Here is a 25,961-nt window from a genome sequence, read left to right on the forward strand (position 1 = left end):
GAGTCACCAGTGGGCGTTCACTATGCGGACCTGTCGGGTTCTCGCAGCGTGCGCAGCGCGGGCGGTGTGACGGGCCGGGCCGAGTTCGCGTCCGTACGTGTAGCGGTCGCACGGCCGTGCACAGGGGCGGCCGGGGAATCCGGCCGGTCCGTCATAGATGTCTCTCGAAGTCGAGTTCGCTGGCCAGCAGGGCCGCGCCGGCCACTCCGGCGCGCGGGCCGAGTTCTGACAGCACGATCTGCAGGTTCCCGGTGGCGAGCGGTAGTGAGCCCTTGTAGACGACGCTGCGGATCTCGGCGAGCAGCAGGTGGCCGAGCCCGGAGACGCCGCCGCCGATCACGATCATCGACGGGTTGATGAAGCTGACCAGCGTGGCGAGGACTTGCCCCACCCGGTGGCCGCCGTCCCGGATCAGGTTGACGCACGTGACGTCCCCGCCGGCCGCGCACTCCGCCACGTCCACAGCGGTGAGGACGCCCTCCGCGGCGAGGCGTTCGGCCAGTGCCGGCGACTGCCCCGAACGGGCGGCGGCGGTGGCGTCCCGGGCCAGGGCCACACCGCCGAAGAACGCCTCGAGGCAGCCGGTTTTGCCGCACGAGCAGACCGGTCCCTCAGCCTCGACCTGGATGTGGCCGATGTCGCCCGCGGACCCCTCCGACCCGCGGTAGATCTGGCCGTGGACCTGCACACCACAGCCTATGCCGCTGCCGATCTTGACGAACAGCAGGTTGTCGACGGCCTTGGCGACCCCCCCGTACCGCTCACCGAGGGCCATGACGTTCACGTCGTTGTCCACCACGACCGGGCAGCCGTGCGCACGGGTGAGGGTGTCCCGGACCGGGAAGCGGTCCCAACCCGGCATGATCGGCGGGGAGACCGAGATCCCCTCCTTGAAGCTGACCGGCCCGGGCAGCCCGATTCCTATGGAGTTGAACCGCGCGCACCCGGCCTGGTCGGCCATTTTGTGCAGGAGTTCGGTGACCCGGTCCAGGACGGCACGCGGACCTTTGCGGATATCGGCGGCCTCGGCATAGGAGGCAATCGGTTCCAGCCCTCCGTCGGTGATCTCGATGTCTATCGAGCTGGCACCGAGGTCCACCGCCGCGAACCGGATTTCGGGATCGAGTTGGACAAGAGTGGATGGCCGGCCGCCTCGAGAGGTGGCCGGCCCCGCCTCGAGCACCCTCCCGGCGGCGATCAAACGGTCGAGTTCAGCCAGCAGCCTCGGCCTCGCCACTTCCAGCTGGTCGGACAGCTGTGCGCGCGACAGCGGTCCGAGGTCGCGCAACAGGCTCAGCACGCGGTACTGGATGCTCACTGGCTCACTTCCTGGGTATCAGCCGAATGTGTGACAAAACGTTAGGGGCCTTACGTCATAAGCGTCAACGGCTTTCACACAGATCATCGAAAGTTAAATTCGAAACGAAGAAAGCATCGGTGGGGCGAGAAGTTACCCGACCGGAGTCTCAGTCCGGGACTGCCGGGCACGTGGACAGACTCAAGGGCGGGGCGGCCGCCGTCCCGCGACGGCCGCTGCCGAGCCCTTGAGCCGTCGGCAGGGTGCTGCCCGCCGAGACGGCCGGGCAGCACCCTCCGCATCAGGCGGCCAAGCCTCCCTTCACGGCGAGGGCATCACGGGCAAGGGCCGTCCGCGCGGTCGCGTCGGTCACCAGCTTGGTGTCCGCGGCCAGTTGCGCGACCTGGTCCAGGACCGCGGCCGCCTGGTTGATGCGCCCTGCGTCAGCGTGCGCCCGGGCCTGGTCGAGGCGGACGGTCAGCCGCTGCCGACCCTGCTCGGTCAGCCGGTTCTCCGCACGCAGTTGGCTGATCAGGGTGTCCAGCTCGTCGAAGGAGGTGCCGGTGGTGAAGTGCACCGTACGAGTGGTGGTGTTGCCCGCCGCGTCACGACCTGTGACCACCAAGTCGTGGCCGCCCAGCGGCAACCGCCACAGCAGCAGTGGCTGCCCCGGGGTGACCGCCGTACCGTCCAGCAGCGCGGTCGCGGTCGGGTCTCCGGAGACGGCGTCCGTGACCGAGACCACCGGCGTCGGGCGCTGGGAGTCCCCGTAGTCGGCGTCAGCCGTCACACCGGTGACCGTCACCGCGGGTCCGGTCCGGTCGATCCGAACGGCGATGGTGCCCACCGTGGAGATGTTGTTGGCCGTGTCCGTCGCCCGGTACCGGATGGAACTCATCCCCTCCGCGGAGAGGGTGACCGCGCTGTTCGCGCTCAGCCAGGTCGTTCCGCCGTTGAGCGAGTACTCCCGGCTCCTGACGGCCCCGTTGTCGGTGGCGCTGACGGTCAGCGACACATTGCCGGTGTACCAGCCGTTGCTGCCGGTGGGCTGCGCCGGGTTGAGGGTGGCCGTCACCGTCGGCGGGGTCTTGTCGGCGACACCGGCCCCCTGGAAGGTGAAGGAGTCCACTTCGACGCCGCCCGAGGACGTGACGTAGAGCTGCCCGGTGCCGGCGGGAGCCGCACTCAGCGCCGTATTGATCGTCTGCCAGCCGTCACCCGCCGGGACCGTGATCGTGGCGAACGGGTCGGACCTGGGTGTGCCCCAGCGCAGCGACAGCGTTCCGGCGCCGGTGGCACGGGTCTGCACCCCGGTGATGCCGGCGAAGGACACCGGGTCGTAGCCGATCCAGTCGCCGTTGTCGAAGGCGGTCAGCTTGCGCTGTCCGGAGGCGGTGGCGTCATCGGTGATCACGACGCCCTGGGACGAGTCGTAGTGTTCGCCCTGCATGACGGCGGGGTTGAGGACGACCTGGGCATCGCTGGTGGCGGGCGGCACAGAGCCGGCGCCCCGGTCGGTGTAGGTGAGACCGAGGACGCCGAAGACGTTCTCGGTGTCACCGTGGCCCGCGTCGGCCGGGGTGGTGATCGCCCCCGAGCAGCCGGTCCCGCTGCTCACCGGGTGGCCGTGCTGGTTGTGGCCGAGGCCGAGGGTCCAGGCGGCCTTGGTGCAGTCGACGTTGGTGCCGTCCTCCGGATCGTCGATCCGGGTGGCGTACGGCACCACGTCGCCCCAGGTGAAGAAGCCACCGTTGGGCGGGGAGGTGAACGCCACCGTCGGAGCGGTGTTGCCCACGGTGATCTGCTTGCTGGTCAGGCCGGTCTTGCCCTCGGGGTCGGTGACCTTGAGTCGCGCCTGGAGCTGGCCGTTGTCGGGATAGGTGCGGGAGGCCGTGGAGCCGGTGGTCTCGAAAGTGCCGTTGCCGTCGAGGTCCCACTGGTAGGTGAGGGCGGAGCCTTCCGGGTCGCTGGAACCGGTTGCGCTGAAGGAGACGGTGAGCGGCGCCTGGCCCGAGGAGGGGCTGGCACTGATCACCGCGGTGGGGGCCTTGTTGCCCTCCGCGTAGTCGATCCGGTAGAGGCCCGCGTCGGGGTTCTGCCGGAAGAAGCCGTCGCCGTAGTCGAGGACGTAGAGCGCGCCGTCGGGGCCGAACTCCAGGTCCATCGGGTTGTCCCACGGCGGGATGCCGTTCTCGGAACGCTGGCTGTTGGGGAGTACGTTCTCCAGCTTGGTGACCGGACCGTCCGGGCCGGCCAGGGTCAGGGCGGCGACGTAGTCCTGGGAGAACTCCCCGAAGAAGGCCTTGCCGTCCCAGTAGGCGGGGAACTTGCCCGGGGCCGGATTGGACGCGTCGTAGTGGTAGACCGGGCCGCCCATCGGGGCCTGGCCGCCGGGGCCGCCAGGACCGCGGAAGGCGGTCAGTTCCGGCCAGGGCTGGTCGCTGTCGCGGTCGCCGTACCACAAGGTGGCCGCCCTGGACGGGGGCAGCTGGGTGAGGCCGGTGTTCCAGCGGGAGTCGTTGACCGGCGCGGCGCAGTCGAAGGCGGGGCCGGGGGTGAGGGTGGCGAAGTCGAAGTCCCGGTAGGGACGGGTGTTGTCACCGGTGCAGAACGGCCAGCCGCTGTTCATGGCGGTGGTGGTGGTGTCCCACTCGACGTAGCCCATCGGTCCGCGGTTGGGGTCGGCGTTTCCGGCGTCGGGGCCGTAGTCGCCCCACATCACCGCGCCCGTGGCCTTGTCCACCGTCATCCGGTAGGGGTTGCGCAGGCCCATCACGAAGATCTCGGGACGGGTCTTGTCCGTGCCGACGGGGAACAGGTTGCCCGGCGGGATGGTGTACGTCCCGTCGTCCTGGACGTGGATACGCAGGATCTTGCCGCGCAGGTCGTTGGTGTTCCCGGAGCCGCGGCGCTCGTCGAGGCCCGGGTTGTAGGTGGCCGCGTCGTTGATCGGGGTGTAACCGTTGACGTTGGGGCCGGACGCGGGCGTGTTGCCGCCGGTCGACAGGTAGAGGTTGCCCTGCGCGTCGAAGTCGACGTCGCCGGCGACGTGGCAGCACTGACCGCGGTTGGTGGTGACGCGGATGATCTCCTGAGCGGTGGACAGGTCGAGCTTGTCCCCCGTCCACTTGAAGCGGGTGAGGGCGTCGTAGCCCTCCCACTGCTTCCAGTACGCGTCGGTCTGACCGGCCGGCAGCCGCTCGGGGGCCGCGCCGGTGGGAGTGCTCAGCGGCGGCGAGTAGTAGAGGTAGACCCAGTGGTTGGTGGCGAAGTCCGGGTCGAGGGTGACGGTCTGCAGACCCATTTCCGAGTTCTGGTAGACGTCGAGGTGGTTCACGACCTTGGTGATTCCGGTCCCGGGGTCGGTCATCCGCAGATCGCCGTTGCGGGCGGTGTGCAGGACGCGCAGATCGGGCAGCACGGCGAGGTCGATCGGCTCGCCGGTGTCCTTGCTGAGCGTGGCCTTCTCGTAGTTCGACCAGTCCACGGCGGGGTCGGCGCTCGCCTGCGCCGCAAGTGCGTCGTCCGGGTGCGCCTGCGCGGCCGGTGCCAAGGCGAGGCCGCCCAGCATGGGCAGCGATGCCAGGAGCACCCCGGCCATCAGGCCTCTCAGGGTACGGTACACAGTGATGCGTCTCCTTGGTCTGTGCCGGTCAGGAGGTGCGCAGCCGGGCCGGCCCGCCGGTTGCGCCGTGGCAGCGGTACGCAAACGGCGGGCTGTGCCCGGTGGAGTGCCTGCGATCAGGCCAGCAGCCCCTTCAGGGCCGTGAAGCTGCGCTGCGCGGCGCCGAACGAACCCGGCGGGTTGGGCTGGGTGTTGGGCGCGGTGTCCTGCTCCCAGATGCCGACGTGGCTGCCGCGGGCGCCGATGTCCCGGATGAACTGCTGGTACGGCAGGACGCCTGCGCCGAACTCGACGATGGAGTAGCCGTCCGCACTCGAGTTGGCGGCGCCGTCCTTCATGTGGAACAGCGGGTACCGGTAGGGCTGGTTGCGTACGTAGGCCGCGGGGTCGAAGCCCGGCCAGCGGTGCTGCCCCACGTAGGCCCAGTACACGTCCAGCTCCAAGTAGACATAGCGCGGGTCGGTGTTGCGCAGGAAGACGTCGTACAGCCGGACCGACGGCTGGTCGGAGGCGAAGGCGAACTCGCCGGCGTGGTTGTGCTGGTACAACTTCAGACCGCGGGCGGCCGCAGCCTGCCCCCAGGCGTTGAACTCGTCCGCGGCGGCGAGGTAACCGGCGACCGTGTTGGAGTTCGACGGTGCGTTGGCGGTGCCGACGTGCGGCATACCCAGGATCTGCGCCGCGTCGAGCTGGGCCTGGAGGTTGGAGCGGAGGTCCCCGATGCCGACGTGGCTGCCGATCGCCTTCAGACCGTTGTCGTCGAGCAGCTGCCGGATCTCCTGGAGGGTGATCTGCCGGCCGAGGATCGAGGTGTTCTGGGTGTAGCCCGCGAACTCGACCTCCTTGTAGCCGATGCGCGCCATCTCCTGCAGGACGACTCTGAATCCGAGCGAGGAGACCTTGTCACGGACGCTGTAGAGCTGCAGGGAGATGCGGTCCTTCGGGATGGACAGGATGCTGGTCGCGGCGGAGGCGGACGGCGCCGTCGCGGCTCCGACGATCGAGGCGGCGGCGACCGCCACGGTGGTGCCGGCGGTGGCCCGCAGGAAGTCCCTGCGGTCGAAGGATTTGTCCAGGTGGCCCACGGTCACTCCTTGATGGATGGGGCGAAGAAGAGTGGGGTGTGAGGTGTGCGGTGCTGACGGTGCGGAGCGCTGTTCGCCCGTGGACGGGCTGGGATCACAGCCCGGTGCCCGCGGCAGCGGCTGCGGCCTCCGCCTGCTCGGTCCGCGCCGCCGCCTTCGCGGCGAGGTCGGCGCCGCGGTCCTGCGGGGCCGCCTTGGCGGTCCGGGCGAGCGACGCCGAGGGGGCGGTGGTGGTCGCGGCGATGCCGCCGCGGATCCGGGCCAGTTCGCCCACCTGGAGGGCGGGGCTGTTGTCGCTGGCGGTGAGCTTGCCGCGGACGATGGTGTTGTCCAGGACCGCGTTCGCGTTGTTGCCGGTGACCGCGAGGTCGCCACCGAGGTAGGTGGCCTGTGCGCAGGAACTGAGCGGGCCGTCGCCGCCGAGCTGGAGGGTGTCGGAATTGTTCTGGTACACCGTGTCGTCCTCGACTTCGCTGGCGCACAGGACACCGCCGAGCGTGTTGGCCTTCACGGTGAGCGTCTTGCCGACGGTGCTGTCGTACACGTCCGTGTAGAGGTTCGCGTCGCCGGAGACGGCGCCGGAGACGGTGGTGCCCGAGATGTACAGCTCGCCCGAGGAGGCTCTGACGTCTCCCTTGACGGTCGCGTCGACGCTGTACAGGAAGCCGCCCACGGCCGAGATCCCGCCGCCGGCCTCGGTGTTCTGCACATGCACGCCGAAGGCCCCCTGCTCGGTCACCGCGCCCTTGACGGTGCTGTCGGTGATGTCCAGGTAGGCGTTGTCCCCCACGGCGACGGTGCTGTTGAAGGTGACGCCCTTCGCGACGAGGTCGGCGCCGGCCTCGATCGTCACCGCGCCCTTGACCTTCGTACCGGTCAGCGTGCACGACGCGCCGGCCGGCACCACGAGGGTGCCGTTCACGGTGACCGCTCCGCCTTCTCCCACACAGGTGGTCGTGAGCGCCGCCTGCGCGGGCGCCGCGATCGTGACCAGCCCTCCCGAGGCCACCAACGAGGCTGCAACGAGGTATGAACGGATCTTCATGGGGCTTCCCTTCTGCTGCGGTTACGGCCACGGCGGCATGCCGCGGCCGGGAACCCCCGCCATGGCGGGGTGCTGCGGAGTACGGGACATCTGTCACGACGGAAGGCCGCTGCTCGCGGTGGGCGGGTGCTCGGCTTCTCGTCGGCGGTGAGGACGCGTCACATACGGCCCCGGCAGGCGGGGTGGGTTAACAAGGCCGCACTGGCGTTACATCGACGCAACATTTGCGTCGGTCGGCTGGAACGCTAACCGGGGTCCCCAGCGGTGTCCAGAGCTTTGGACGGAGTCACCCAAATCTTTTTGGCGAACCGTCAAAAGATCGTCATCAACCGCGAATTGAATCCGACGAAATGCTGGATAGCGTCTTGACAGCGATGACGCTCTGCCGCACGCTCGTGACGCTTCGCCACGCAGTCAGCGGTTCCACGCACCACCCGTCATCCCTGACAGGAGCGCTCATGCCGGCCGGACTGTGGACCATTGGCACTCACGGCTCGGTCACCACGGCGTATGTGTGCCGTACTGCCGACCAGCTCGCTCTACGCCTACGCGGCCCCGACAGCATGGGCAGAGCCGCGACCCGGCTTGTCGTGCCTGATCTCTTCGCACCGCTCCCGAAGTTCACGCGGCAGCGCAACCATCAACATGACCGAGCGTCCTGATCAGCTTCCGCTGAGCCGGAGGCCGGTATCCCTGAAGGGAGACCGGCCTCCACAGCTGGCCTTCGCGCTGGTCTTCCCCGCCACGCCGTCGCTCTCGCGGTCCTGCTCGCGATCACGGCTTCCGGGTGGCCCGGTGCACGAATGCGGGCGGAAGGTTCGGCCACACCACCGGCGAGCGCTCCAACCGGTCGAAACGGTGCGCCAGTTCAGCGGTGAAGTGACGGGCCGTCAGAGTCCAGGCCGCGTGCAGATACGCGAAGGTGGTGAACCGGCCGCCGGGCGCGAGGACTTCGGTCACGGCGTCCAGGATCTGCCCACGCCGCTCGCGCGGCATTACCGTCCACGGCAGCCCGGAGACCACCGCGTCGGCCGGTTCGCCGACCGCGGCAGCCAGTTCGGCCGCCGAATCCCGCACCACGGTCAGCCGCGTGTCGCTCCGCGTGGCCGACAGCCGTTCCGCCAGCACCGGGTTGAGCTCGACCGCGACGAGTCGTGCGCCGGGCGCGAGCCGGGCGAGGATCTCATCGGTGAACACCCCGGTTCCGGGGCCGAGTTCGACAACGAGCCCGGCCCTCTCCAGACCGATGTCTTCGGTCATCGCGTGCGCCAGCCGCCGAGAGCTGGCAGCTACCGCGCCAGTCATGAGGGGCCGTCTGAGGAACTCGGTGGTGATCGACATGCCGGCCATGCTGAAAGTGCCCCGGGGAGCCGCACATCGTATTCCCGGCCGGTGCGTGTACGACTGCGGGAGGACCCCGATGCGCCCCGCAGGACGATGTGAGGCGGCGGGCCCCGGCCGTAGCGTGAGGTGGTGCATTGGCTGATCGAGACCCTGCCCCGCCTGCGGCGCGGCCACCCGTGGCTGGCGGACCTCCTGCTGGTCGTGCTGGTGGCCATGCCCCCGGTGATCCACCCGCAGCCGGGCTGGCGGCCGGTCTGGGTGCAGACGGGCGTCTACACGGCCCTGGTGCTGCCCCTGCTGGCGCGCCGACGTAGGCCGGTGCTCGTCGCGGCCCTGGTGACGGCGGCGTTCTGGGCGCAGAACCTCGGACAGGTCTGGGGACAGGAATCGGGACGCGGCGCCGTCGCCCTGGCCGCGGCCCTGGCCACCCTCACGGTGCGTGGAATGCGGCGCCCCGCGGCGACGGTGGTCTGTGCCACCGTGTTGGTGCTGCTGTCGGTTCCCGCATGGCAGTACGTGGGCCCGGGCGCTCCTACTGCCTGGTTCCCCCCGCTCACGGTGGGGCTTCTGCTGGCCGGTGCCTGGGTGTTCGGCGAATACGTCCGTGCTCGGAGGGCCTATGTCGCCGAGTTCGAGCGGCGGGCCGCGCTGGCCGAGTCGGAGCGCCTCGCCCTGGCCCAGGTCGCCGTCGCCGAGGAGCGGGCGCGCATCGCCCGCGAGATCCACGATGTACTCGCGCACAGTATGAGCGTGATGGTGCTGAACGCCGAGGGCGGCAGGTTGATGCGGCATGTCGACCCCACTGTCGTGGACCGCACCCTCGGCGTCATCAGCACGACCGGCCGTGAGGCCCTGGGTGAACTGCGCCGACTGCTGGAGGTGCTGCGTACGCCCGAGGCCGACGCCTCGGTCGGCGGCCCCCACCCTGGCACCGGCACCGGTCCCGGTGGGGCCACCGAGTCCCTCTCGGCCGATCTGCGGCGGCTCGTCGGACGCCTCAACTCGAGCGGCAGGCATGCCCTACTGGAACTTCGCGGAGACAGAGGCGGCCTTCCGGCGGATCTCATCGTGCAGACGTACCGCATCGTGCAGGAGGCGCTCACCAACGTCGTCAAGCACGCGCCGCCGGACGCCGCGATTCACGTTGAGGTCGACACCGGCACCGAAGGGCCCGGGCGTCTGGTCCACGTCCGGGTGAAGAACTCGGCAGGAGCCGCCGCAGAGCGCCCCGCGCCACTGCTCTCCTCGGGGCGCGGACTCGCCGGCATGCGCGAACGCACCGCTCTGTACTGCGGAAGTGTCGACGCCGGGCCCACACCCGACGGCGGCTACAGGGTCTCCGCCACCCTGCGCCCCACCGAGGCCGAGCCCACTGCGGCGACCGCATGACCGGCCCGACCCCGAATCCGACCCCGCCTCCCACTCCGTCAGCCTCCCGTGTGCTGATCTGCGACGACCAGGAGCTGATCCGGATGGGGCTGCGGATGGTCGTCGACAGCCAGCCCGATCTCACCGTGGTGGGCGAAGCCGCCGACGGCGACGCGGCGATCGCCGGCGTGGCCGCCCTGGAGCCGGACCTCGTCCTGATGGACGTCCGCATGCCCGGTCTGGACGGGCTCGCCGCGACCGCACATCTCTGCGCGCAGCCCCAAGGGCCCCGCATCCTCGTCGTCACCACCTTCGACCTCGACGAGTACGCCTACGCGGCCCTGCGTGCCGGCGCGAACGGCTTCCTCGTCAAGGATGCCCCGGCCGAGGAGATCCTGGTGACCGTCCGTGCGGTGCTGCGGGGAGAGACCATGGTGGCGCCGTCGCTGACCCGGCGCCTGGTGGAACGCTTCGTCCTGCACGCCCCCGCGTCCGCGCCCGACCAGCGCAACCTCCTGGCGACTCTCACCGAGCGGGAACGAGAAGTCCTCGCCCTGGTCGCCCGTGGACTGGTCAACGGCGAGATCGCCGACAGCCTCTTCGTCGGGGAGACGACCGTCAAAACCCACCTCGGGCGCATTCTGACCAAACTCGGCCTCCGCGACCGAATCCACGCGGTGATCTTCGCTTACGAGAGTGGTCTGGTACGGGTCGGGGACGGGCCTGTCCAGTGAAGCGGGCGACTCGGGAGATACGGGGCATCAGTGGCTGAGGGAAGGTCGGCCGTCGCAGGCGATGCCGAAGGCCTGGAGTGCGGGCTTGTCTCGCGTGGTCCAGCGTTCACGGCCCTGGCCGCCGGGGGCACTCCTCCAGATGCAGGGGTCAGCGCCGTGCGCTCGCCGTCAAGGCCTCGATGCCGGCGGTGAGGAAGGCCATGGCCGCGCTGATGGCCTGGTCGCGGTCGTTTCCCTCGGGGTGCTGGTAGATCTCGGTGACCACAGCCGCGGCCGCGGCGGCGGCGAGGCGGGGGGCGATCCCGTCCGGAGCCTGGCCGGTGTCCTCGGCGATGATGCGGGCGCCCTCCTCGATGGCCGCCGCCATCCGCGCGGTGCGCACCGCCCGCAGTTCCGGGTTGGCCTCGAACATGCGCTGTTCGAGCTCGTCGGACTCGTCGTAGCAGGCCGACTCCTTGCGCAACCAGCCCTCCAGAGCGCCCATGACGCTCTCCCCGGCTGCTCGGCCGCGCAGCACCTCCGTCAGGTGCAGCACCGTGGCATCGAAGGACGCGAAGGCGATGTCCTGTTTGGAGCGGAAGTACAACGTCACCGTGCGTGGGGACACCTCGGCCGCCGCGGCGATCTCCGCGATCGTCGTGGCGTCGTACCCCTGCGCGGCGAAGAGCTCGAAGGCCGCGCGTGTGATCGCGGCCCGCCGCTTGGCTTTGCCGCGTTCGCGCAGACCGTCCCCCGTGGCAACCCTGTCCATGCCAACCAGCATAGCGGCGGGCCTGCATTTTTACATCACATCGTAAACATGCACTACGCTGTAAAAATCTTGCTGGACCGACAGCTGCCGAGCCTTGAGACGAAAGAGACTGCCGTGGCCAAACGCTTGTATGCGCTGGGACGTTGGGCGGCACACCGCCGGTACCGGGTGCTCACGATGTGGGTACTGCTCCTCGCGCTGGCCGCCGGCCTGGGCACCGCCCTCGGCGGCAAGGCGACGACGGAGTTCTCGGTGCCGGGCGTCGAGTCCCAGCAGGCCCAGGACCTGCTGAAGGAGAAGTTCCCGCAAGCCGCGGGCGGCACGGCCCGGGTCGTGTTCGCCGCGCCCGAGGGCGCGAAACTCTCCGGTGACAAGGAGCGACGCGCCATCCTCGCGACCCTGAGGGGGGTCGCCGCGGTGCCAGGCGTCATCAACGTCTCCGACCCCGCGCAGACCGGCGCCGTGTCCGAGGACGGCACCATCGGCTACGCCGACGCGCTGTTCGGCAAGCCGGCCAACAGCGTGCCCCAGTCCGCCAAGGACCGGCTCGACGACGCCCTGGAACCGGCGAAGAAGGCCGGCCTCGAGGTCGAGCTGGGCGGCACCGTGTCCACCCCGCCGGCCGAGGTCGGCGGCCCCGCCGAGGTCGTCGGCGTGGTCGTGGCCTTCGTGGTGCTCGCGCTCGCGCTCAGCTCGCTCGTGGCGGCCGGGCTGCCCCTGCTGACGGCCCTCGTCGGCGTCGGGGTCGGCGTGCTGACCGTCCAGTTCCTGTCCCGCTTCATCGACATGACGAACACCGCGACCGTCCTCGCGCTGATGATCGGCCTGGCGGTCGGCATCGACTACGCCCTGTTCATCGTCTCCCGCCACCGCGAACAGCTCGCCGATTCCAAGCAGGACGTGCACGACTCGATCGCCCGCGCCACGGCGACGGCGGGAAGCGCCGTGACCTTCGCGGGCGTGACGGTCATCATCGCGCTCGCCGCGCTCGCCACGACCGGCATCCCCTTCCTCACCGTGATGGGCCTGGCCGCCGCCGGAACCGTACTCCTCGCGGTCCTGGTGGCCCTCACCCTCGTACCGGCCCTGCTGGGCTTCCTCGGCGAGCGACTGCGCCCCAAGAGCGCACGGCCGGGGGCGAGTTCCCCGCGAACTCAAATGTCTGGCCGCGAGCGCAAGCCCGGGTCCTGGGGTCTGGCCTGGGGCCGCCTCATGACACGCTTCCCCATCCCGGTCCTGGTCGTGAGCGTCCTCGGGCTGCTCGCCCTCGCCCTGCCCGCCACCGGACTGCGCCTCGGACTGCCGAGCAACGAGACCCAGCCCGCCACGAGCACCCAGCACAAGAGCTACGAACTCCTCACCAAGGGCTTCGGTCCCGGCTTCAACGCGACCCTCGTGGTCGTCGTCGACGGCACCCACATACCCACCGCGCGGCGCGAGACGGTCGTCGAGCAGGTCGCCGACACCGTCGGCAAGGATCCGGACATCGCGACCGTGGCCCCGCCCAGGGCCACCGAGGACGGCGCGATCACCGTGCTCGGCGTCGTACCGAAGGCCGGCCCCGACGACCAGAAGACCACCGACCTGGTGCACCGGCTGCGCGACCATGCGGTGACCCCGGTGACCGACGCGGGCGGCACGGCCTACGTCGCCGGTGCGACCGCCGCCGGAATCGACGTGTCGGCGAAGCTGTCCTCGGCGCTGCCGCTGTTCGTCACGATCATCGTGGTGCTCGCGCTGCTCCTGCTGATGCTGGCCTTCCGCTCGATCCTGGTGCCCCTCAAGGCAGTTCTCGGCTTCCTGCTGTCCATCGCGGCCGGCATCGGCGCGGTCGTATGGGTCTTCCAGGACGGCCACCTCACGGGACTGTTCCAGGTCGCGGCGGCGGCCCCGATCGCGTGCTTCGTGCCGGTCCTGCTGATCGGCGTCCTGTTCGGTCTCGCGATGGACTACGAGGTGTTCCTGGTCAGCCGGATGCGGGAGCACTTCCACCACCACCGGGACGCGCGGGCCGCCGTCGAGCACGGCGTGGAGCGCAGCGGCCGGGTCGTCACGGCGGCGGCCCTCATCATGGCGGCCGTCTTCGGCGGATTCATCTTCAACCACGACCCGACCGTCAAGACGATCGGCTTCGCGCTGACCGTCGGCGTCCTCATCGACGCCTTCGTGGTCCGCCTCACCATCGTCCCCGCGGTACTGAGCCTGCTCGGCCGGCACGCCTGGGCCCTGCCCAGGTGGCTGGACCGCGCCGTGCCGAACGTGGACATCGAGGGCGACTCCCTGCCCCCGCGCATCACAGACGATCGAACGGCTCCCGTCGCCGCCGAACCCGTACGGGCCGGCAAGGACTGACCAACCACCGCGTGAAACCGGCTGCCCGGCAGCCGGAGCCGGGCACCCGCCTCCTGCACCGCCCCTGGGCCCTGTCGTCAAACGTCAGGCTCTAGGGGCGCATTCCGAACAGGAAGCGGGTCGCCCGCGTGCGGCGGACCAGCAGCTCGTACGCGGTGAGGGTGAGGACGAGGGCGATCACCACGAGCACGGCGTACTCGACCAGGATCGGCGCAGACCAGCCGGTCACGAAGTATGCGACGGCGACCACGATCGGCTGGTGCAGGACGTACAGCGGCAGCACGGCTGCGGCGAGATAGCCATAGAGGCGCCGACGCGTCGTCGGGGTCGGGTTCGGCGCCGCACGCTGTTGCGCCGGCCGCCGGCGGTCGAGGAGGCCTGGGATGGCGACCACCAGGCACCATCCGGCCGCACCGAACAGCGCCCGTGAGGCGGTGGCCAGGGCGGTCATCTCCGTGAAGGGCTCGTCGGCCAGGGCAAAACCGGGGCCGGCTGCCGCGAACAGCAGGGCGCCGAGCCAGGCTGCGGTCCCGGCGTCGCGCCGCATCACGGTGCGGAAGCGGTCGTCGGCGGCGAGCGCGAAGCCGGCAACGAAGAACAGCAGGTACGACCAGCGGTGCCAGCCCGCGTATTCCTCCTCCAGCCGTGCGAAGGCACAGATCGCCGCGAAGGCGAGAGCCGGCAGGAACACGACGCCCCGCCGGTGCAGGGTCGCCTCCGCCAGCCGGTCGCCGATGCGGCGGACGCGCTCGCGCGGCAACCACCGGTGGAACGGCACCAGCATGAGGGAGAACGCCAGGAGGAGCACGACGAACCAAAGATGGCCGGTCTCGAAGTGCTCGCCCTGGACGAGGAACGGGAACTCTTCGGGCTCCAAGTGCACGTCGTAGAAGCGGGGCAGGAAGCCGAGGTACGACTCGTGGTAGCCGGCGTCGGCCGAGCGCAGCCGCAGCCACTGCGGCAGCGGGTTCAGCGCGAGGGTCGCGAAGACCAGCGGAACGCCGAGCCGCAGCAGCCGCTCTCTGGCGAAGCCCCCCGCGCCGCGGCGCTGAAGCGAGTGCCAGGCACCGAGGCCGGAGATGAGGAACAGCAGCGGCATAGCCCAGACGACCCCGAACCCGGCGATGATCATGATGGCTTCGGTGGTCTCGGCGTTCTTGACATAGAAGTCGTCGTCGGCAGCGAATACCAGCGCCGAGTGGAAGAAGACCAGCCCGATCACGACCAGCATCCGGATCGCGTCCAGCTCCGGCCGCCGTTCCGGTAACGGTGCCTGCGCCGGTTCTGTGCGCGTCGCCATGTCTGTGCCCCCCGTCGCCTGTACGTCACCAGTGTCGGAAAGGCGGCCGCCGGGCGCCACCCCCCGCAACGGACTCCGCAAGCCGGGCTCAGCACTGAATCGACGACCTCGCGGAGCCCTAAACGGCGGCCTCCTGAACGGGATCCCGGGATTCCGAGTGTTCTGGATCATCGGCCGGGGCGGCGGCACGCAGCGCCGCCTCGACCTGGCGGTTGCTGGTCATGGTCGACGTGACGGCGGTCATGGTGAGGAGCAGGCCCGCGGCGGTGTAGAGCGGGGTGCGTACATCGTAGGTGGTGGCCAGCCAGCCGCCGAGAAAGGCGCCGAACGGGGCGGCGCACATGGCGAGCATGCGGGAGGTGGAGGCGACCCGGCCCATCAGGTGGGCGGGGACGATCGCCTGCCGGAGGGAGGGGCCTAGCACCATCGTGGCGCCCATGCCCGCTCCGCAGACGGCGAGCGCGAGGCCGGCGACATAGGGGTTCGGGGCGACGGCAAGGCCCAGGATGGCGAGTCCCTCGACAGCCGCCGTGCAACTGAGCGCGGCGCCGGTGCCGAGTCGCCGGCCGAGGAAGGAAGCGATGCCCGCGCCGACCAGACCGCCGGTGGCCTCCGCCGTGAGGAGCAGGCCGAAGCCGAATGTGTCGATGCCGAGACGATCGTGCGCGAAGAGGGCGAGCACGGTCTCCACGGCGAGGAAGGCGATGTTCCCGACCGCCGGACGCAGCGCGAGCCCGAGCAGCACCTGATCCCGGAATACGTACGAGGCGCCGGCCCGCGCCTGCCGCAGCAGCGACTCTCGGGCCTGCGGTGCGGGCCGGGGTGCGGCGGGCAGTGACCGTACGAGCAGTGCGGAGATCGCGAAGGAGACCGCGTCGGCGAGCAGCGGCACCGCCCGCCCGAGCGCGAGCAGGGCACTGCCCGCGGGTGGCCCCGCGAAGCCGGACGCGGCGGTCTGGGTGCCGCGCAGGCGGGAGTTGGCGCGCTCCAGGAACGCGGGGTCGCGGCCGAGCAGATCCGGCAGATAGGCCGTGGCGGCAGTGTCGAAGAAGAGTCCGCCGAGGCCGAGGAGGAAGGCCACGGCCGCGAGCAGGGGGATGCTCAGCACGTCGAGCGCGGCCGCTGTCGCCGGTATCGCGAGCAGCACCGCACGCGCCGCGTCCGTGACCCACATCGTGCGCCGGCGGTCCCAGCGGTCCACCAGCGCACCGCCGAGCACCCCGAACAGCAGCCACGGCAGGGTTCCGGCGGCCGTGACGACGGCGAGCGCCATCGGATCCCGGGTCAACGTCAGCGCGAGCAGCGGCAGCGCGGCATGCGTCACCCCGTCACCGAGCGAGGACACCGTCTGCGCAGTCCACAGCCGTCCGAACCCGGTCGGCAACTTCCCAAAAAGTGAGGTCACTTGGCGTCCCCTCCGGCCTGCTCGCGCGATGCCGGGTGCGGGTGGAACAGTGCGAAGACGAGTGACGCATCCGGCAGCGACGGGTCGGACAACTCCCGGTACTCGTCCGCCAGTGCCTGCAGCCGCGCCCCCAGCTCCGCGAACTGCTCCTCGGTGAGCCGCAGATGCGCCATCCGCACATGCCGCTCGGCATCCGCCGGCGCTCCCTCCAGGTCCGCCACCGCATGCCGCATCAGCACATCCGGCCCTCCCTCGCCCGGATCCGGCAGCACGATCGCCCGCGCGGCCATCGCGTAGTACCGCTCGGTGACCCCCCGGACCTTCCGCGTTCGCACCACCTTCACCAGGCCGGCCCGCTCCAGGAGCCGTACGTGGTAGCTGGAACTCCCCTTCGCAAGACCCACCCGCTCGGCGATCTGCGTAATCGTCGCGGGCTCGAAGCGGAGCACGGCCATGATCCGGTGACGGGTGAGATTGGAAACGGCGCGCAACTGCTCGTCAGTGGTGACGTGGAACGTCTCAGGAGGATCATCGGTCGGCATGCCACCAATGGTCAACACTTCTTGACCATTGGTCAAGGGGAGTTTCCGGACTTCCGGGATCGGCTGTCCAGCACGTGAGGACCAGCGGCTGCAGGTCACGTTGGAGGCTCACTGAGGCAGGTGGTCCCAGAACGAGCAGTGGTGTGCGGAATACGCATCGACGGAGCGGATTCCGCCTGGTCCGGGAGCCAACGACTGCACCGACTGCGCGCGAGGTGACAAGGGGCGGAGAACAGGCCAGCGCGGGGCGTCCGGGGTGTTCGGGTCGCCGGTGTGCGCGAAGTTCGTCCAGTAGTCGACCATCCGGTCCGACAGGGCGCGCTGGGCGTCGGTCAGCGGTTGCTCGGTGGGGAGGGAGGAGAACAGGAACGGCATCTCGAAGCCGTGCGCCGCACCGTAAGGGAAGCCCGGATTCGGCGGCAGGCCGGCCAGGACAGGAGCGTCCGGATCGCTGAACTCATAGCCGTAGAGCGGGAGACCGGGGGCATGAGCGGCGATGGCCCGGCCGGCGGCCAGTGTGGTGCAGGTGAGGGATCGATCCGTCAGCACCGAGGCCCAGGCCAGTGCGGGCGTGGAGTGGTGTGCGGCCGGATACTCCGCCTCGACGGCTGGGGCCGCAGGCCCGAAGGCGTCCACCAGACGGGCGCGATAGTCGTTCTCGGTGCGGATCGGGAACGCGGCGAGCGACAGGCCGACGAACATCCGCATCTCATCGTGGTTGGTGCCCTGGATGACCGGCACGCGGTGGAAGCGTCCCGACGCCAACGCCTTGTCCGGCGCCACCGGCAGCAGCGTGTCGCCGAAAGCGGGCCGGTTGAAGGACTGCATCAGCTGCGCGGTCGCGAGGCGATCCGTGCTCTGCCCGCGCAGGCACGCCAGCGCCTCGTCCTCGTCGCCCTCAGCGCAGCCCAGTTGCCGGGCGGCTTCCGCACCGGCCGTCCGGACCTCGCGCTGTGAGGCGAACGGCTCGTACGCCGGTGTCCCGGGTCCGAGAGCGCCGCGTGGGAAGGACATGAGGCAGGAACCGCTCTGGAGCACGGCCCGCTGGAAGAGTCCCACGGCCGTCGGCGAGGTGAGGTGTGCACAGATGCTCAGGGCGCCCGCGGACTCGCCGAACAGTGTGACGTTGCCCGGATCGCCGCCGAAGCGCTCCGCGTTCGCCCGCACCCAGCGCAGGGCGGCCTGCTGGTCCGCCAGACCGAAGGGTGGAGCGGAGCCCAACCCGGGGTGGCCGAAGTAACCGAAGATCCCCAGCCGGTAGTTGACCGTGACGACGACCGTGGCCCCCCGGACCGCGAGTTGTTCGGTGCTGTAGTCACTGCCGGCACCGCCCAGGAACGCGCCGCCGTGCATCCACACCAGCACGGGCCGCTTCCGCCCGGCCGGCTTTGCCGTCGGCGTCGTGACGTTGAGGTAGAGGCAGTCCTCGGAACCGAGGACCGCGGCCGCGCCCGGTGCCGGCATCTGCACACAGCGTTGAGCCGCCGTCGTCGCATCCCGGACACCATGCCACCTGGCGGCGGGCACCGGGGCGTGCCAGCGCAAGGGTCCGGTCGGCGGCGCAGCGTAGGGAATGCCGTCGAAGGTCGTGTACGAGCCGTGCGAGACGCCGCGTACCAGGCCGTGGTCGGTCCGTACGACGGGACCGCTCTGCCTCGCGGTGTCCGGGGAACCGGGTGGTGCGCCGGTCGCCGGCACGGCGGTGGCGGTGAGCAGTGCCACCGCGCAGAGCAAGGGGAAAAGCACCGCACGGAGCCTGTCTCTTCGGCATGGACGTGGTGCTGTCATGGTCGGGGACATACGTATCCACCGTTCTTCGTCGGACGACGGGATCGGACGAGGCCGCACGAGACCGCACGAGACCGGACAGGCTGGTGGAACGAGGCCTGAGCGGTGCAGAAGAGTGCGGACCTACGCGGTCGGTGCTCAGTACGCTAGAACCTCCCCTGCGCTGGAGGTTCAAGAGCCTGTGACGCAAGACACGTGGAGCATCGGCGAACTCGCGGCCGGAACGGGGGTCCCGGTCAAGACCCTCCGCTACTACTCCGACAGCGGTCTGCTGCCCGTGGCCGCCCGAAGCACCGGCGGTCATCGGCGCTACGGTCCTGAGGCGTGGGAGCGGATCCGTCTCATCAGACGCTTACGGGCGTTGGACACTCCGATCGCAACCATCACGCAAGTGGTCACCGGTGAGCGCTCCTTCGGCGAGCTGGTGGCGACCGAGCTCGAAGTGGTGCAGGAACGACTGACCGAACTGCGCTGGCGCCAGGCCACACTCCAGTCCCTTGACGACTGCCCGAGCGAGGAACGGCTCCGGCGTCTGGAGATCCTCTCCCGCGTGCAGAGGCTCCCGCAGGCGCATCGCACTCTCACCGATCACTGGCATCGCGAGCTGTTCGCGACCATGCCCAAGCGCCGGCTCGACATCATGATCGCCATGCTGTCACCCGACCCGCCGCGGGACCCCGATCCGACCACCGTCCTGGCCTACGCCGAGCTTCATCTGCTCATCTCCACACCCAGTTTCACCCGCTGGACCCAGGACCACGACGAGGAGATGAGGGACGGCCCGGCCTTCTACGGGGAGATCGACGAAGCCGCCGCCCTGACGGCCGCCGCCGTAACCCAGGGCCTGCCGCCCGGCCCCGGGGATGCGGTCAACGCTTTCGTCTCCGCCCACGCACGAGCCCGGCGGGAGTCGGACACCCCCGCCTTCCGCCGATACCTGCATGGGCTGGTGTCGAGGTCATCCGGCTTCGACTCCCGCCTGGAACGCTATTGGTCCCTGGTCGGCACCACCACCGGCGGACGCGTACTGAACATGACGGTGGCTCACAAGTGGCTGACCGACGGACTGTCGATCTCGATAGCCGACAACGCACCTTCGACTTCGAGGGGCCCGGCCTCCGAGAAGGCTGCAACCGGGCACGGCATTCGGGGGAAGCGGTACTGAACCGCACCCTTGTGAGGGCAGGCGATGGCCTGCTCGATGCGTCACGCTCCCGCGGCCTCACATCCGGGATCTCAGCACGTCGACCTCACAGCCCGGCGCGAACGGGTCGAAGCCGTGCTCGGTCAGCCAGCGGACCACCAGCAGGCTTCGCAGCGACCACCACGCGTGGATCACGTCGAGGTCGATGTCGGTGCCATAGCCGGCGGCGACGTCGTCGAGGTGCTCCTCGTGTCCGAGCGTGAAGGTGGCGAGGTCGTACAGGGCATCACCCTGGCCCGCCTCGGACCAGTCGATGATGCCGGTGACCTCGTCGCCGTCGACGAAGACGTGCGCGATCTGCAGGTCGCCGTGCGTGAACGCCGGAGTCCACGGCCGGAGCGCGGCCTCGGCGACCTGGCGGTTACGGGTGACCAGGTCAGCGGGCAGGAGGCCGCTCGTCACGAGCGACTCGCACTCGCCGTCGAGTTCCGCCGTCAGCGCGACGATGCTCCGGCCGGCCTGGCCGGGCCGGGGCGGCAGCGGCGCGTCGTGCAGCTTCCGGATGGCGGCGCCCGCCGCGGCCCACGCCGCCGGCGACCCGGTCGACGGCCCGCCGAGGCGCCCAAGCGTCGTCCCCGGGAGTGCGGCGATCGCGAGCACGGGCGGCTTGCGCCACAGGACCTCCGGGGTCGGGACCGGCGCGAGGGACATCGCCTCGATCTCGACGTCGATGCGCGCCTGATCGGCGTCCACCTTCAAGAACACGTCGCCGACGCGCAGGGTCGCACGCTCGGAATGGGCGACGACGACTTCGACCTCATCCATGGCCGACCAGTATCCCGGGGCTGACCGCCGACGTCGCCGGGTTTGTCGCGTGCGATGACGCGGCTGACTGCGTCCCGATCCCCGGCGGCCTCGTGCACGACACCGACCTCCGACCAGGTGCGCGTCGCACCCACGGGCGGGCATTCAGTCCTGGCGGTTGTAGGTGTAGAAGCCCTGTCCGGTCTTGACGCCCAGATGGCCTGCGTCCACGTACTTCTTCAGCAGCTCTCGCGGTCCGGTGGGCAGAGCCGGGTTCTCGGCGGCGTAGTGCGTCTCGATGTCCAGGACCACGTCCAGGCCGACCTGGTCCATCATCCGGAATGGTCCTGCCGGGGTGCCCATGTTGATCTTCCACATCTCGTCCACGTCCTGCGGCGTGGACACCCCCTGGGCGACGACTTCGAGGGCTTCGCGCTTGATGGCCGCCCAGATGCGGTTGAAGATGAAACCCGTCGATTTCCGGTGAGCCTCGAACGCGTGCACGCCGTACCTGGGCAGCTCCTTCTTGAGCAGTTCCATGATGCCCGGGGCGGTCTGGCCGTTGGACATGATGTCGATGGCGTTCTGCTCGGGCGGCATGTAGAAGTGCATGTTCAGCACCCGTTCCGGGTGCTCGACCTGGTCCATGAACTCGCTCGACGCGTAGGAGGAGGAGTTGCTGGCCAGGATCGCGTCGGGGGCCGCCGTGCGGTCGAGTTCGCCGAAGATCTCCTTCTTCAGGTCGAGGCGTTCGGGCACGGCCTCGACCACGAGCCAGGCATCCGCGAGGGCTTCGGCCATGTCGTTGGTGACGACCACCGAGCCCGGCTTGCCGCCTGGGATCTTCGCGGCGACCTGGGGCAGGTTCTCCTCGGCGTAGGCGCGCGCCGCCTCTCCAGCCTGCGCGGACTTGTCGTAGATCCGGACCAGCCCGCCGCGGTCGGCGAACATCAGCGCGATCCGGCGGCCGAGGGTGCCTGCGCCGATCACCGCGACCGGACGGCTTTCGATGTTCGTGGGGAGCGCGAAAGACATGTTCGTTCCTGCTCTCGTGGCGGCCGCTGCGATGTCCCATCGCCTTTCGCAGCCTCAGGCTCCGGCTCAGTCTCAACGCCACGCCATGCGGTCGGAAACCGGGAAGAGCCGTTCGAGGCAGAGCTCAGCTGGGGCCGGACTCGGTGGCATACAACCTCCCCCGTGTCATCCACCCGTTCCGCCGGTTGGCCCATCTGCGGTCGCACCGCCGGGCGGAGCGCACTGCCATGGAAGGCACGCCCGGCCGCCATGCCGAGAGACACGAGGAGAGCCAGATGTGGGACGAACTGCTGGCACTGACGGTCGTACCGGGGAGCGTGCTGCGGGTCGGCATCGCGGACGGCCGGGTGGAGCCCCTGGTCCAGGACGCGGGCCCGGCCCCGGACGGGATCGTCGTCGAGGCCGGTGTCGTCTACTGGACGACCATGGGCGCGCCGACGCACGATCCGTCCAAGGGCTCCGGGGAGGCGGCCCAGGACTTCTCCCGGCGCAACGGCGGCGTACACGCGGTGGGTCTGGACGGCAGCGGTCGCCGGGACGTGGTCGAGCCCGGAGCGATCACCACGGGCAAGCAACTGGCCTCTGACGGCGCCGGGTTCCTGTACTGGGGCGACCGTGAGGGTTACCGGGTGAGCCGAGTCCGGACGGACGGCAGCGGCCTGACCGACCTGGTGGTCAACCCGCCCGGCGACATCTTGCAGCAATGTGTGGGCGTGGCGGTGGACCCCGTACGCGGACACCTCTACTGGACGCAGAAGGGTCCGGCCAAGGGCGGCGAGGGCCGCATCTTCCGCTCCGGCCTCGCTCTCCCCGCCGGGGAGAGCCCCGAGCGGCGCAGCGACATCGAACTGCTCTGGACGGGTCTGCCCGAGCCGATCGACCTGCACCTCGACGGCGACTGGCTCTACTGGACCGACCGCGGCGCCCCGCCGACCGGTAACACCCTCAACCGGGCACCGGTCCCGGCAGCGGGGGACCCGGGCGCGACGCCGCAGATCCTGGCGAGCGGGTTCGCCGAGGCGATCGGCCTGGCCGTCGACGCCGACGCGGGCACCGCCTACGTGGCCGACCTCGGTGGACACATCCGCGCCGTACCGCTGCCCGGCGGACCGGCCGACGGACGTGGGGAACGCGACATCGTGTCCCTCCCCCACCCGCTGACCGGCATCGTCGGCATCAGCTGACCCGCACACCCACATCGCCGACCTGCCGCCCGCGGATCCCTGTGGCGGTGCTCAGGCCGTGAGGCCGTCGATCGCCACGGGAAGGTGGCGGGGGCCGCGCAGCACCGCGTTGGCACGGTACGGCGGCGGGTCCTCGAGCAGCCCGGAGAACGTGACCCTGCGGAAGAGCTCCGGCACGGCGAGCTGCAGTTCCATCCGGGCGAGCGGGGCGCCGAAGCAGTAGTGGATGCCGGTGTAGAAACCCAGGTGCTCGTTGTCCTTGCGGTCGGGGTCGAACCGGTCGGGATTCTCGAAGCGCTTGGGATCGCGGTTGGCCGCGGCCAGCATGAGCCACACCGGCGAGCCCTTGGGGATCGTGGTGCCGGCGACCTCGATGTCGGCCAGCGCGGTGGTCCACGGCACGAACTGGACGGGGGGCTCGTACCGCAGCACCTCCTCGATGATCGGGACGGCCAGGTCCGGCTCCTTCTGGAAGCGCTCGAGGACGTCGGGGTGGCGCAGCAACGTCAGGGTCGTATTGGTGATCGCGTTGACGGTGGTCTCGTGGCCGGCGACCAGGAGCAGCACCGCGGTGGCCTCCAGGTCGGCCGGTGTCATGTCGGGCGCGAGCGCGCTGAGCATCCCGGGGCCGGGGTGGCGGCGTTTGGTCTCGATCAGGTCGGCCAGGTAGGCGCCCAGCTCCTGGCGTGCCTGCGCTCCCTTCTCCTCGCCGGCGTCGCCGGCCCGCGGATCGAGTGACGACGCCAGGGCATCGGCCCACTCGTGGAAGCGCGATTCGTCGTCGCGCGGCACGCCCAGGACTTTGCAGATCGCGGTGACGGGAAGGGGGTAGGCGAAGTCCTCGACGATGTCGGCCTGGTCCTTGCCCTCGAAGGCGTCGAGCAGTTCGGTGACCACCTTGGCCAGGTCTCCGCGCAGGTCGTCGATGAACCTGGGGCTGTGCGGGGGGCCGAACGGCCGGTTGATGGTGTCGCGCAGCCGGTCGTGCACCGGAGGGTCGGTGAAGATGAAGCTCGGCGGCAGGTTGGTGTCGCCGGCCTCCGCATTGCGGGCATAGCCGGCGGACCTGTTGCGCGTGTCGTTGCTCAGCCGTGGGTCGTTGGCCAGGCTCCGCACCTCGTAGTACGTGCTGACCACGTAGGTGCCGTCGTCCAGCAGCCTCACCGGTGTCGTGCGCAGCTCCTCGTAGAGCGGATACGGATCGGCCCGATGGGCGTAGTCGGTGATCTGCTCGATGATGCTGCCGGACGTCATGGCGTCTCCTGAGGGCTCCGGGCGGCACAAGGCCGGTGATCAGGCATGCGAAGCAGTGAACGCGACACGTCGTTCGCTCGGCGAGTAACCCGTCAGCGTGACCGTGGCCCCGTGGGAGGGCAGATGGGGATCCGGGAAGTCCGGGTCGACCGGCTGCGAGGTCTCGTTGCGGCAATCGACCGGGCGGTACTCCGGCGGGAAGGGCGCGCCGGCCGCGATCTGCTGCTCGTAGAAGCCGAGCCACTTGGCACCGTCGAAGGACACCGCGGCGATGACGCGGCCGCGGTAGCCGTAGACCGCGACGAACCGGTCCTCGGCTAGGGCCCCTTGGGCGACGACCAGCTGGTCGCCCAGCGGGGGCACGCCCACGGACTTGATGTTGACGCCGAACTGGGAGGACCAGAACATCGGCAGCCACAGGTGCGGACGGCGCTCGGGACCCGCGCAGATCATGTTGTGGGCGGCGATCTCGGCCTGCTCGACCGCATTGCCCCAGTGCTCCAGTGACAGGAACTGGTAGTCGAACAGCGGGTGAGGGCTGCGTGCGACGTCGCCGGCGGCGTAGATGTCATCGGTGACGATGCCGTTGACGTCGAACACCCGGCATCCGGCGTCGCAGGCGATCCCCCGGGGACCCGCGGCCACCCCCGAACCGGCGAGCCAGTCCGTGTTCCGGACGGCGCCGAGCGAGACGACCGCCACCTCCACGTCGATCACCGAGCCGTCCGACAGATGGGCCTGCTTGAGCCGCCCGGAGAAATCACCCTCCAGGGCAGTGACGCTGATGCCGCAGCGCAGATCGACTCCCTTCCTGCGCTGCATGCGCTCCGCGACCGCGCCGATCACTCCACCGAGAGCGCCCACCAGCGGTGCCGGGCCGCGTTCGGCGACCGTGACCTCGATGCCGAGCTCCCGGCAGGCGGAGGCGACCTCGGAGCCCGTGAAACCGGCGCCTATCACCAGCACCCGGGACACGCCCCCGGTCAGCTTCCTGTGCAGGCGTACGGAGTCGTCGCGGGTACGCAGCACGAAGACCCCGTCCAGCGCCGCCTCTTCGGGATGGATCCACGGCCGCGCTCTCGTTCCGGTGGTGATCAGCAGGCGGTCGTAGGGAACGGTGTCCCCGTTTGCCAGACGCACCACCTTGTCGTCCCGGTCCAGGCCCTCGGCGGCGACGCCCAGACGCCATACGGCGTCGATGGCGCGCCGCCGCGGCAGCGCGGTGTCCTCGGGCCGCGCCCACCCGAGCAGTGCCTGCTTGGACAGCGGCGGCCGGTCGTAGGGTTCGTACGGCTCGTCGCCGATCATGGTCAGCGATCCGGTGAAACCCTGGTCGCGCAAGGTCTCCGCCGCACGCAGACCGGCCAGCGAGGCACCGACGACGACGATGCGGCCCCGGCGCCGCAGGACCTCGACGTCCGTGTCAGCCGACATGGGGCTCGACCCCCTTCGTCGGCTCGTCGGAGTAGTCGACAAGGATCGCCTGGACCGGGCAGGCGGCGGAGGCCTTCTCCACCCGGTCACGTTGTGCCTCGTCGAAGCGAGGGGAGAACAGCAGCGCTTCGCCCCCGTGCAGGGAGAAGACGTCCGGGGCGAGAAAGACGCACTGCGCGTATCCCTGGCACCGGTTGAGATCGACGACAAGCCTCATCTGGAACCCGCTCCCTGCGCGGGCCGCGGTCCCCGTAGGCTCCGCAACCATCTGCGCTCGGTCCATCGAGTGGCCGGCATGCCTCTACCTCAGGATGTGCCTCTGCGCAGGGCGCTCGCAAGGCGAGGGCTGCCGGGCATGCCGCCGCACACCCGGCCGGCGCTGCTGCGCAGGGGGCCTTGTCCCCCACGCAGCTCAGCGCGCGGAGACGACGCGGACCAGGGCGCAGTGTCTCGTCGGAGGCGCCGGCGAC

20 protein-coding genes are annotated in these 25,961 nt (G+C 70.2%); 5 read left to right on the forward strand and 15 right to left on the reverse strand.

What is annotated here, in order from left to right; all coding sequences use genetic code 11:
* Window positions 1-151: 151 nt before the first annotated feature.
* From ACFWVC_RS22035 to ACFWVC_RS22055, 5 genes are all read right to left on the reverse strand, one after another.
* Window positions 152-1,318, reverse strand: coding sequence for an ROK family protein (locus ACFWVC_RS22035; RefSeq protein WP_384288442.1), 1,167 nt, complete (start codon window positions 1,316-1,318; stop codon window positions 152-154).
* Window positions 1,319-1,598: 280 nt separating this feature from the next.
* A complete protein-coding gene (locus tag ACFWVC_RS22040; RefSeq protein WP_384288444.1) occupies window positions 1,599-4,922 on the reverse strand; it encodes a PQQ-dependent sugar dehydrogenase in 3,324 nt (1,107 codons plus the stop codon).
* A gap of 116 nt (window positions 4,923-5,038) precedes the next feature.
* The gene (locus tag ACFWVC_RS22045; protein ID WP_384288448.1) at window positions 5,039-6,007 is read right to left on the reverse strand and encodes a sugar phosphate isomerase/epimerase family protein; all 969 of its coding nucleotides are present in this window, start codon (window positions 6,005-6,007) and stop codon (window positions 5,039-5,041) included.
* A 94-nt stretch (window positions 6,008-6,101) separates the two neighbouring features.
* Window positions 6,102-7,052, reverse strand: a complete 951-nt coding sequence (locus tag ACFWVC_RS22050; protein ID WP_384288451.1) for a hypothetical protein — start codon at window positions 7,050-7,052, stop codon at window positions 6,102-6,104.
* A 774-nt stretch (window positions 7,053-7,826) separates the two neighbouring features.
* On the reverse strand, window positions 7,827-8,393 hold the full coding sequence (locus tag ACFWVC_RS22055; RefSeq protein ID WP_384288455.1) for a class I SAM-dependent methyltransferase: 567 nt from the start codon (window positions 8,391-8,393) through the stop codon (window positions 7,827-7,829).
* A 132-nt stretch (window positions 8,394-8,525) separates the two neighbouring features.
* On the opposite strand from ACFWVC_RS22055, the gene ACFWVC_RS22060 reads away from it, so the two are divergent.
* Together ACFWVC_RS22060 and ACFWVC_RS22065 are read left to right on the forward strand one after the other, a co-directional pair.
* The gene (locus tag ACFWVC_RS22060) at window positions 8,526-9,785 is read left to right on the forward strand and encodes a sensor histidine kinase (protein WP_384288458.1); all 1,260 of its coding nucleotides are present in this window, start codon (window positions 8,526-8,528) and stop codon (window positions 9,783-9,785) included.
* On the forward strand, window positions 9,782-10,498 hold the full coding sequence (locus ACFWVC_RS22065; protein WP_384288463.1) for a response regulator: 717 nt from the start codon (window positions 9,782-9,784) through the stop codon (window positions 10,496-10,498). Before ACFWVC_RS22060 ends, ACFWVC_RS22065 begins: the two co-directional genes overlap by 4 nt.
* Window positions 10,499-10,646: 148 nt before the next feature.
* On the opposite strand, the gene ACFWVC_RS22070 is transcribed toward ACFWVC_RS22065, so the two are convergent.
* Window positions 10,647-11,249 carry a TetR/AcrR family transcriptional regulator gene (locus ACFWVC_RS22070; RefSeq protein ID WP_384288465.1) on the reverse strand — a complete coding sequence of 201 codons (603 nt, stop codon included), beginning with the start codon at window positions 11,247-11,249 and terminating at the stop codon, window positions 10,647-10,649.
* Window positions 11,250-11,363: 114 nt separating this feature from the next.
* Between ACFWVC_RS22070 and ACFWVC_RS22075 the strand changes: the two genes are divergently transcribed.
* Complete coding sequence (locus ACFWVC_RS22075) at window positions 11,364-13,601, forward strand: MMPL family transporter (RefSeq protein WP_384288468.1); 2,238 nt, start codon at window positions 11,364-11,366, stop codon at window positions 13,599-13,601.
* 91 nt (window positions 13,602-13,692) lie between these two features.
* On the opposite strand, the gene ACFWVC_RS22080 is transcribed toward ACFWVC_RS22075, so the two are convergent.
* From ACFWVC_RS22080 to ACFWVC_RS22095, 4 genes are all read right to left on the reverse strand, one after another.
* Entirely contained in the window at window positions 13,693-14,901 is a 1,209-nt protein-coding gene (locus tag ACFWVC_RS22080) for an acyltransferase (RefSeq protein WP_384288475.1), read from the reverse strand.
* 118 nt (window positions 14,902-15,019) lie between these two features.
* Window positions 15,020-16,306: an MFS transporter gene (locus ACFWVC_RS22085; RefSeq protein WP_384288479.1), complete on the reverse strand. Its 1,287-nt coding sequence runs from the start codon at window positions 16,304-16,306 to the stop codon at window positions 15,020-15,022.
* Complete coding sequence (locus ACFWVC_RS22090; RefSeq protein ID WP_384288482.1) at window positions 16,303-16,848, reverse strand: ArsR/SmtB family transcription factor; 546 nt, start codon at window positions 16,846-16,848, stop codon at window positions 16,303-16,305. Before ACFWVC_RS22090 ends, ACFWVC_RS22085 begins: the two co-directional genes overlap by 4 nt.
* 108 nt (window positions 16,849-16,956) lie before the next feature.
* A complete protein-coding gene (locus tag ACFWVC_RS22095) occupies window positions 16,957-18,594 on the reverse strand; it encodes a carboxylesterase/lipase family protein (RefSeq protein ID WP_384288484.1) in 1,638 nt (545 codons plus the stop codon).
* A gap of 223 nt (window positions 18,595-18,817) precedes the next feature.
* Between ACFWVC_RS22095 and ACFWVC_RS22100 the strand changes: the two genes are divergently transcribed.
* Window positions 18,818-19,801, forward strand: a complete 984-nt coding sequence (locus ACFWVC_RS22100) for a MerR family transcriptional regulator (RefSeq protein WP_384288486.1) — start codon at window positions 18,818-18,820, stop codon at window positions 19,799-19,801.
* 57 nt (window positions 19,802-19,858) lie between these two features.
* Here the strand turns inward: ACFWVC_RS22100 and ACFWVC_RS22105 are convergent, their stop codons facing one another.
* Both ACFWVC_RS22105 and ACFWVC_RS22110 read right to left on the reverse strand, forming a co-directional pair.
* Window positions 19,859-20,605 (reverse strand): phosphotransferase family protein, encoded by a 747-nt coding sequence (locus ACFWVC_RS22105; RefSeq protein ID WP_384288489.1) that lies wholly within the window; start codon window positions 20,603-20,605, stop codon window positions 19,859-19,861.
* 144 nt (window positions 20,606-20,749) lie between these two features.
* Window positions 20,750-21,619 (reverse strand): 3-hydroxyacyl-CoA dehydrogenase family protein, encoded by an 870-nt coding sequence (locus ACFWVC_RS22110; protein ID WP_384288492.1) that lies wholly within the window; start codon window positions 21,617-21,619, stop codon window positions 20,750-20,752.
* A gap of 227 nt (window positions 21,620-21,846) precedes the next feature.
* Here ACFWVC_RS22110 and ACFWVC_RS22115 point away from each other — a divergent pair, with 227 nt between their 5' ends.
* On the forward strand, window positions 21,847-22,803 hold the full coding sequence (locus tag ACFWVC_RS22115; RefSeq protein WP_384288495.1) for a hypothetical protein: 957 nt from the start codon (window positions 21,847-21,849) through the stop codon (window positions 22,801-22,803).
* Window positions 22,804-22,854: 51 nt separating this feature from the next.
* Here ACFWVC_RS22115 and ACFWVC_RS22120 read toward each other — a convergent pair whose 3' ends face one another.
* Genes ACFWVC_RS22120 through ACFWVC_RS22130 form a run of 3 tightly spaced genes read right to left on the reverse strand, consistent with a single transcriptional unit; the run spans window position 22,855 to window position 25,708 of the window.
* Window positions 22,855-24,057, reverse strand: a complete 1,203-nt coding sequence (locus ACFWVC_RS22120) for a cytochrome P450 (RefSeq protein ID WP_384288498.1) — start codon at window positions 24,055-24,057, stop codon at window positions 22,855-22,857.
* Between the two features lie 39 nt (window positions 24,058-24,096).
* Window positions 24,097-25,491 (reverse strand): NAD(P)/FAD-dependent oxidoreductase, encoded by a 1,395-nt coding sequence (locus tag ACFWVC_RS22125; RefSeq protein WP_384288500.1) that lies wholly within the window; start codon window positions 25,489-25,491, stop codon window positions 24,097-24,099.
* Entirely contained in the window at window positions 25,481-25,708 is a 228-nt protein-coding gene (locus tag ACFWVC_RS22130; protein ID WP_384288503.1) for a ferredoxin, read from the reverse strand. The genes ACFWVC_RS22125 and ACFWVC_RS22130 overlap by 11 nt, the downstream gene beginning before the upstream one ends.
* Window positions 25,709-25,961: the final 253 nt, after the last annotated feature.

The sequence above is a fragment of the Streptomyces sp. NPDC058691 genome (assembly GCF_042714775.1).
Taxonomy (GTDB): Bacteria; Actinomycetota; Actinomycetes; order Streptomycetales; family Streptomycetaceae; genus Actinacidiphila.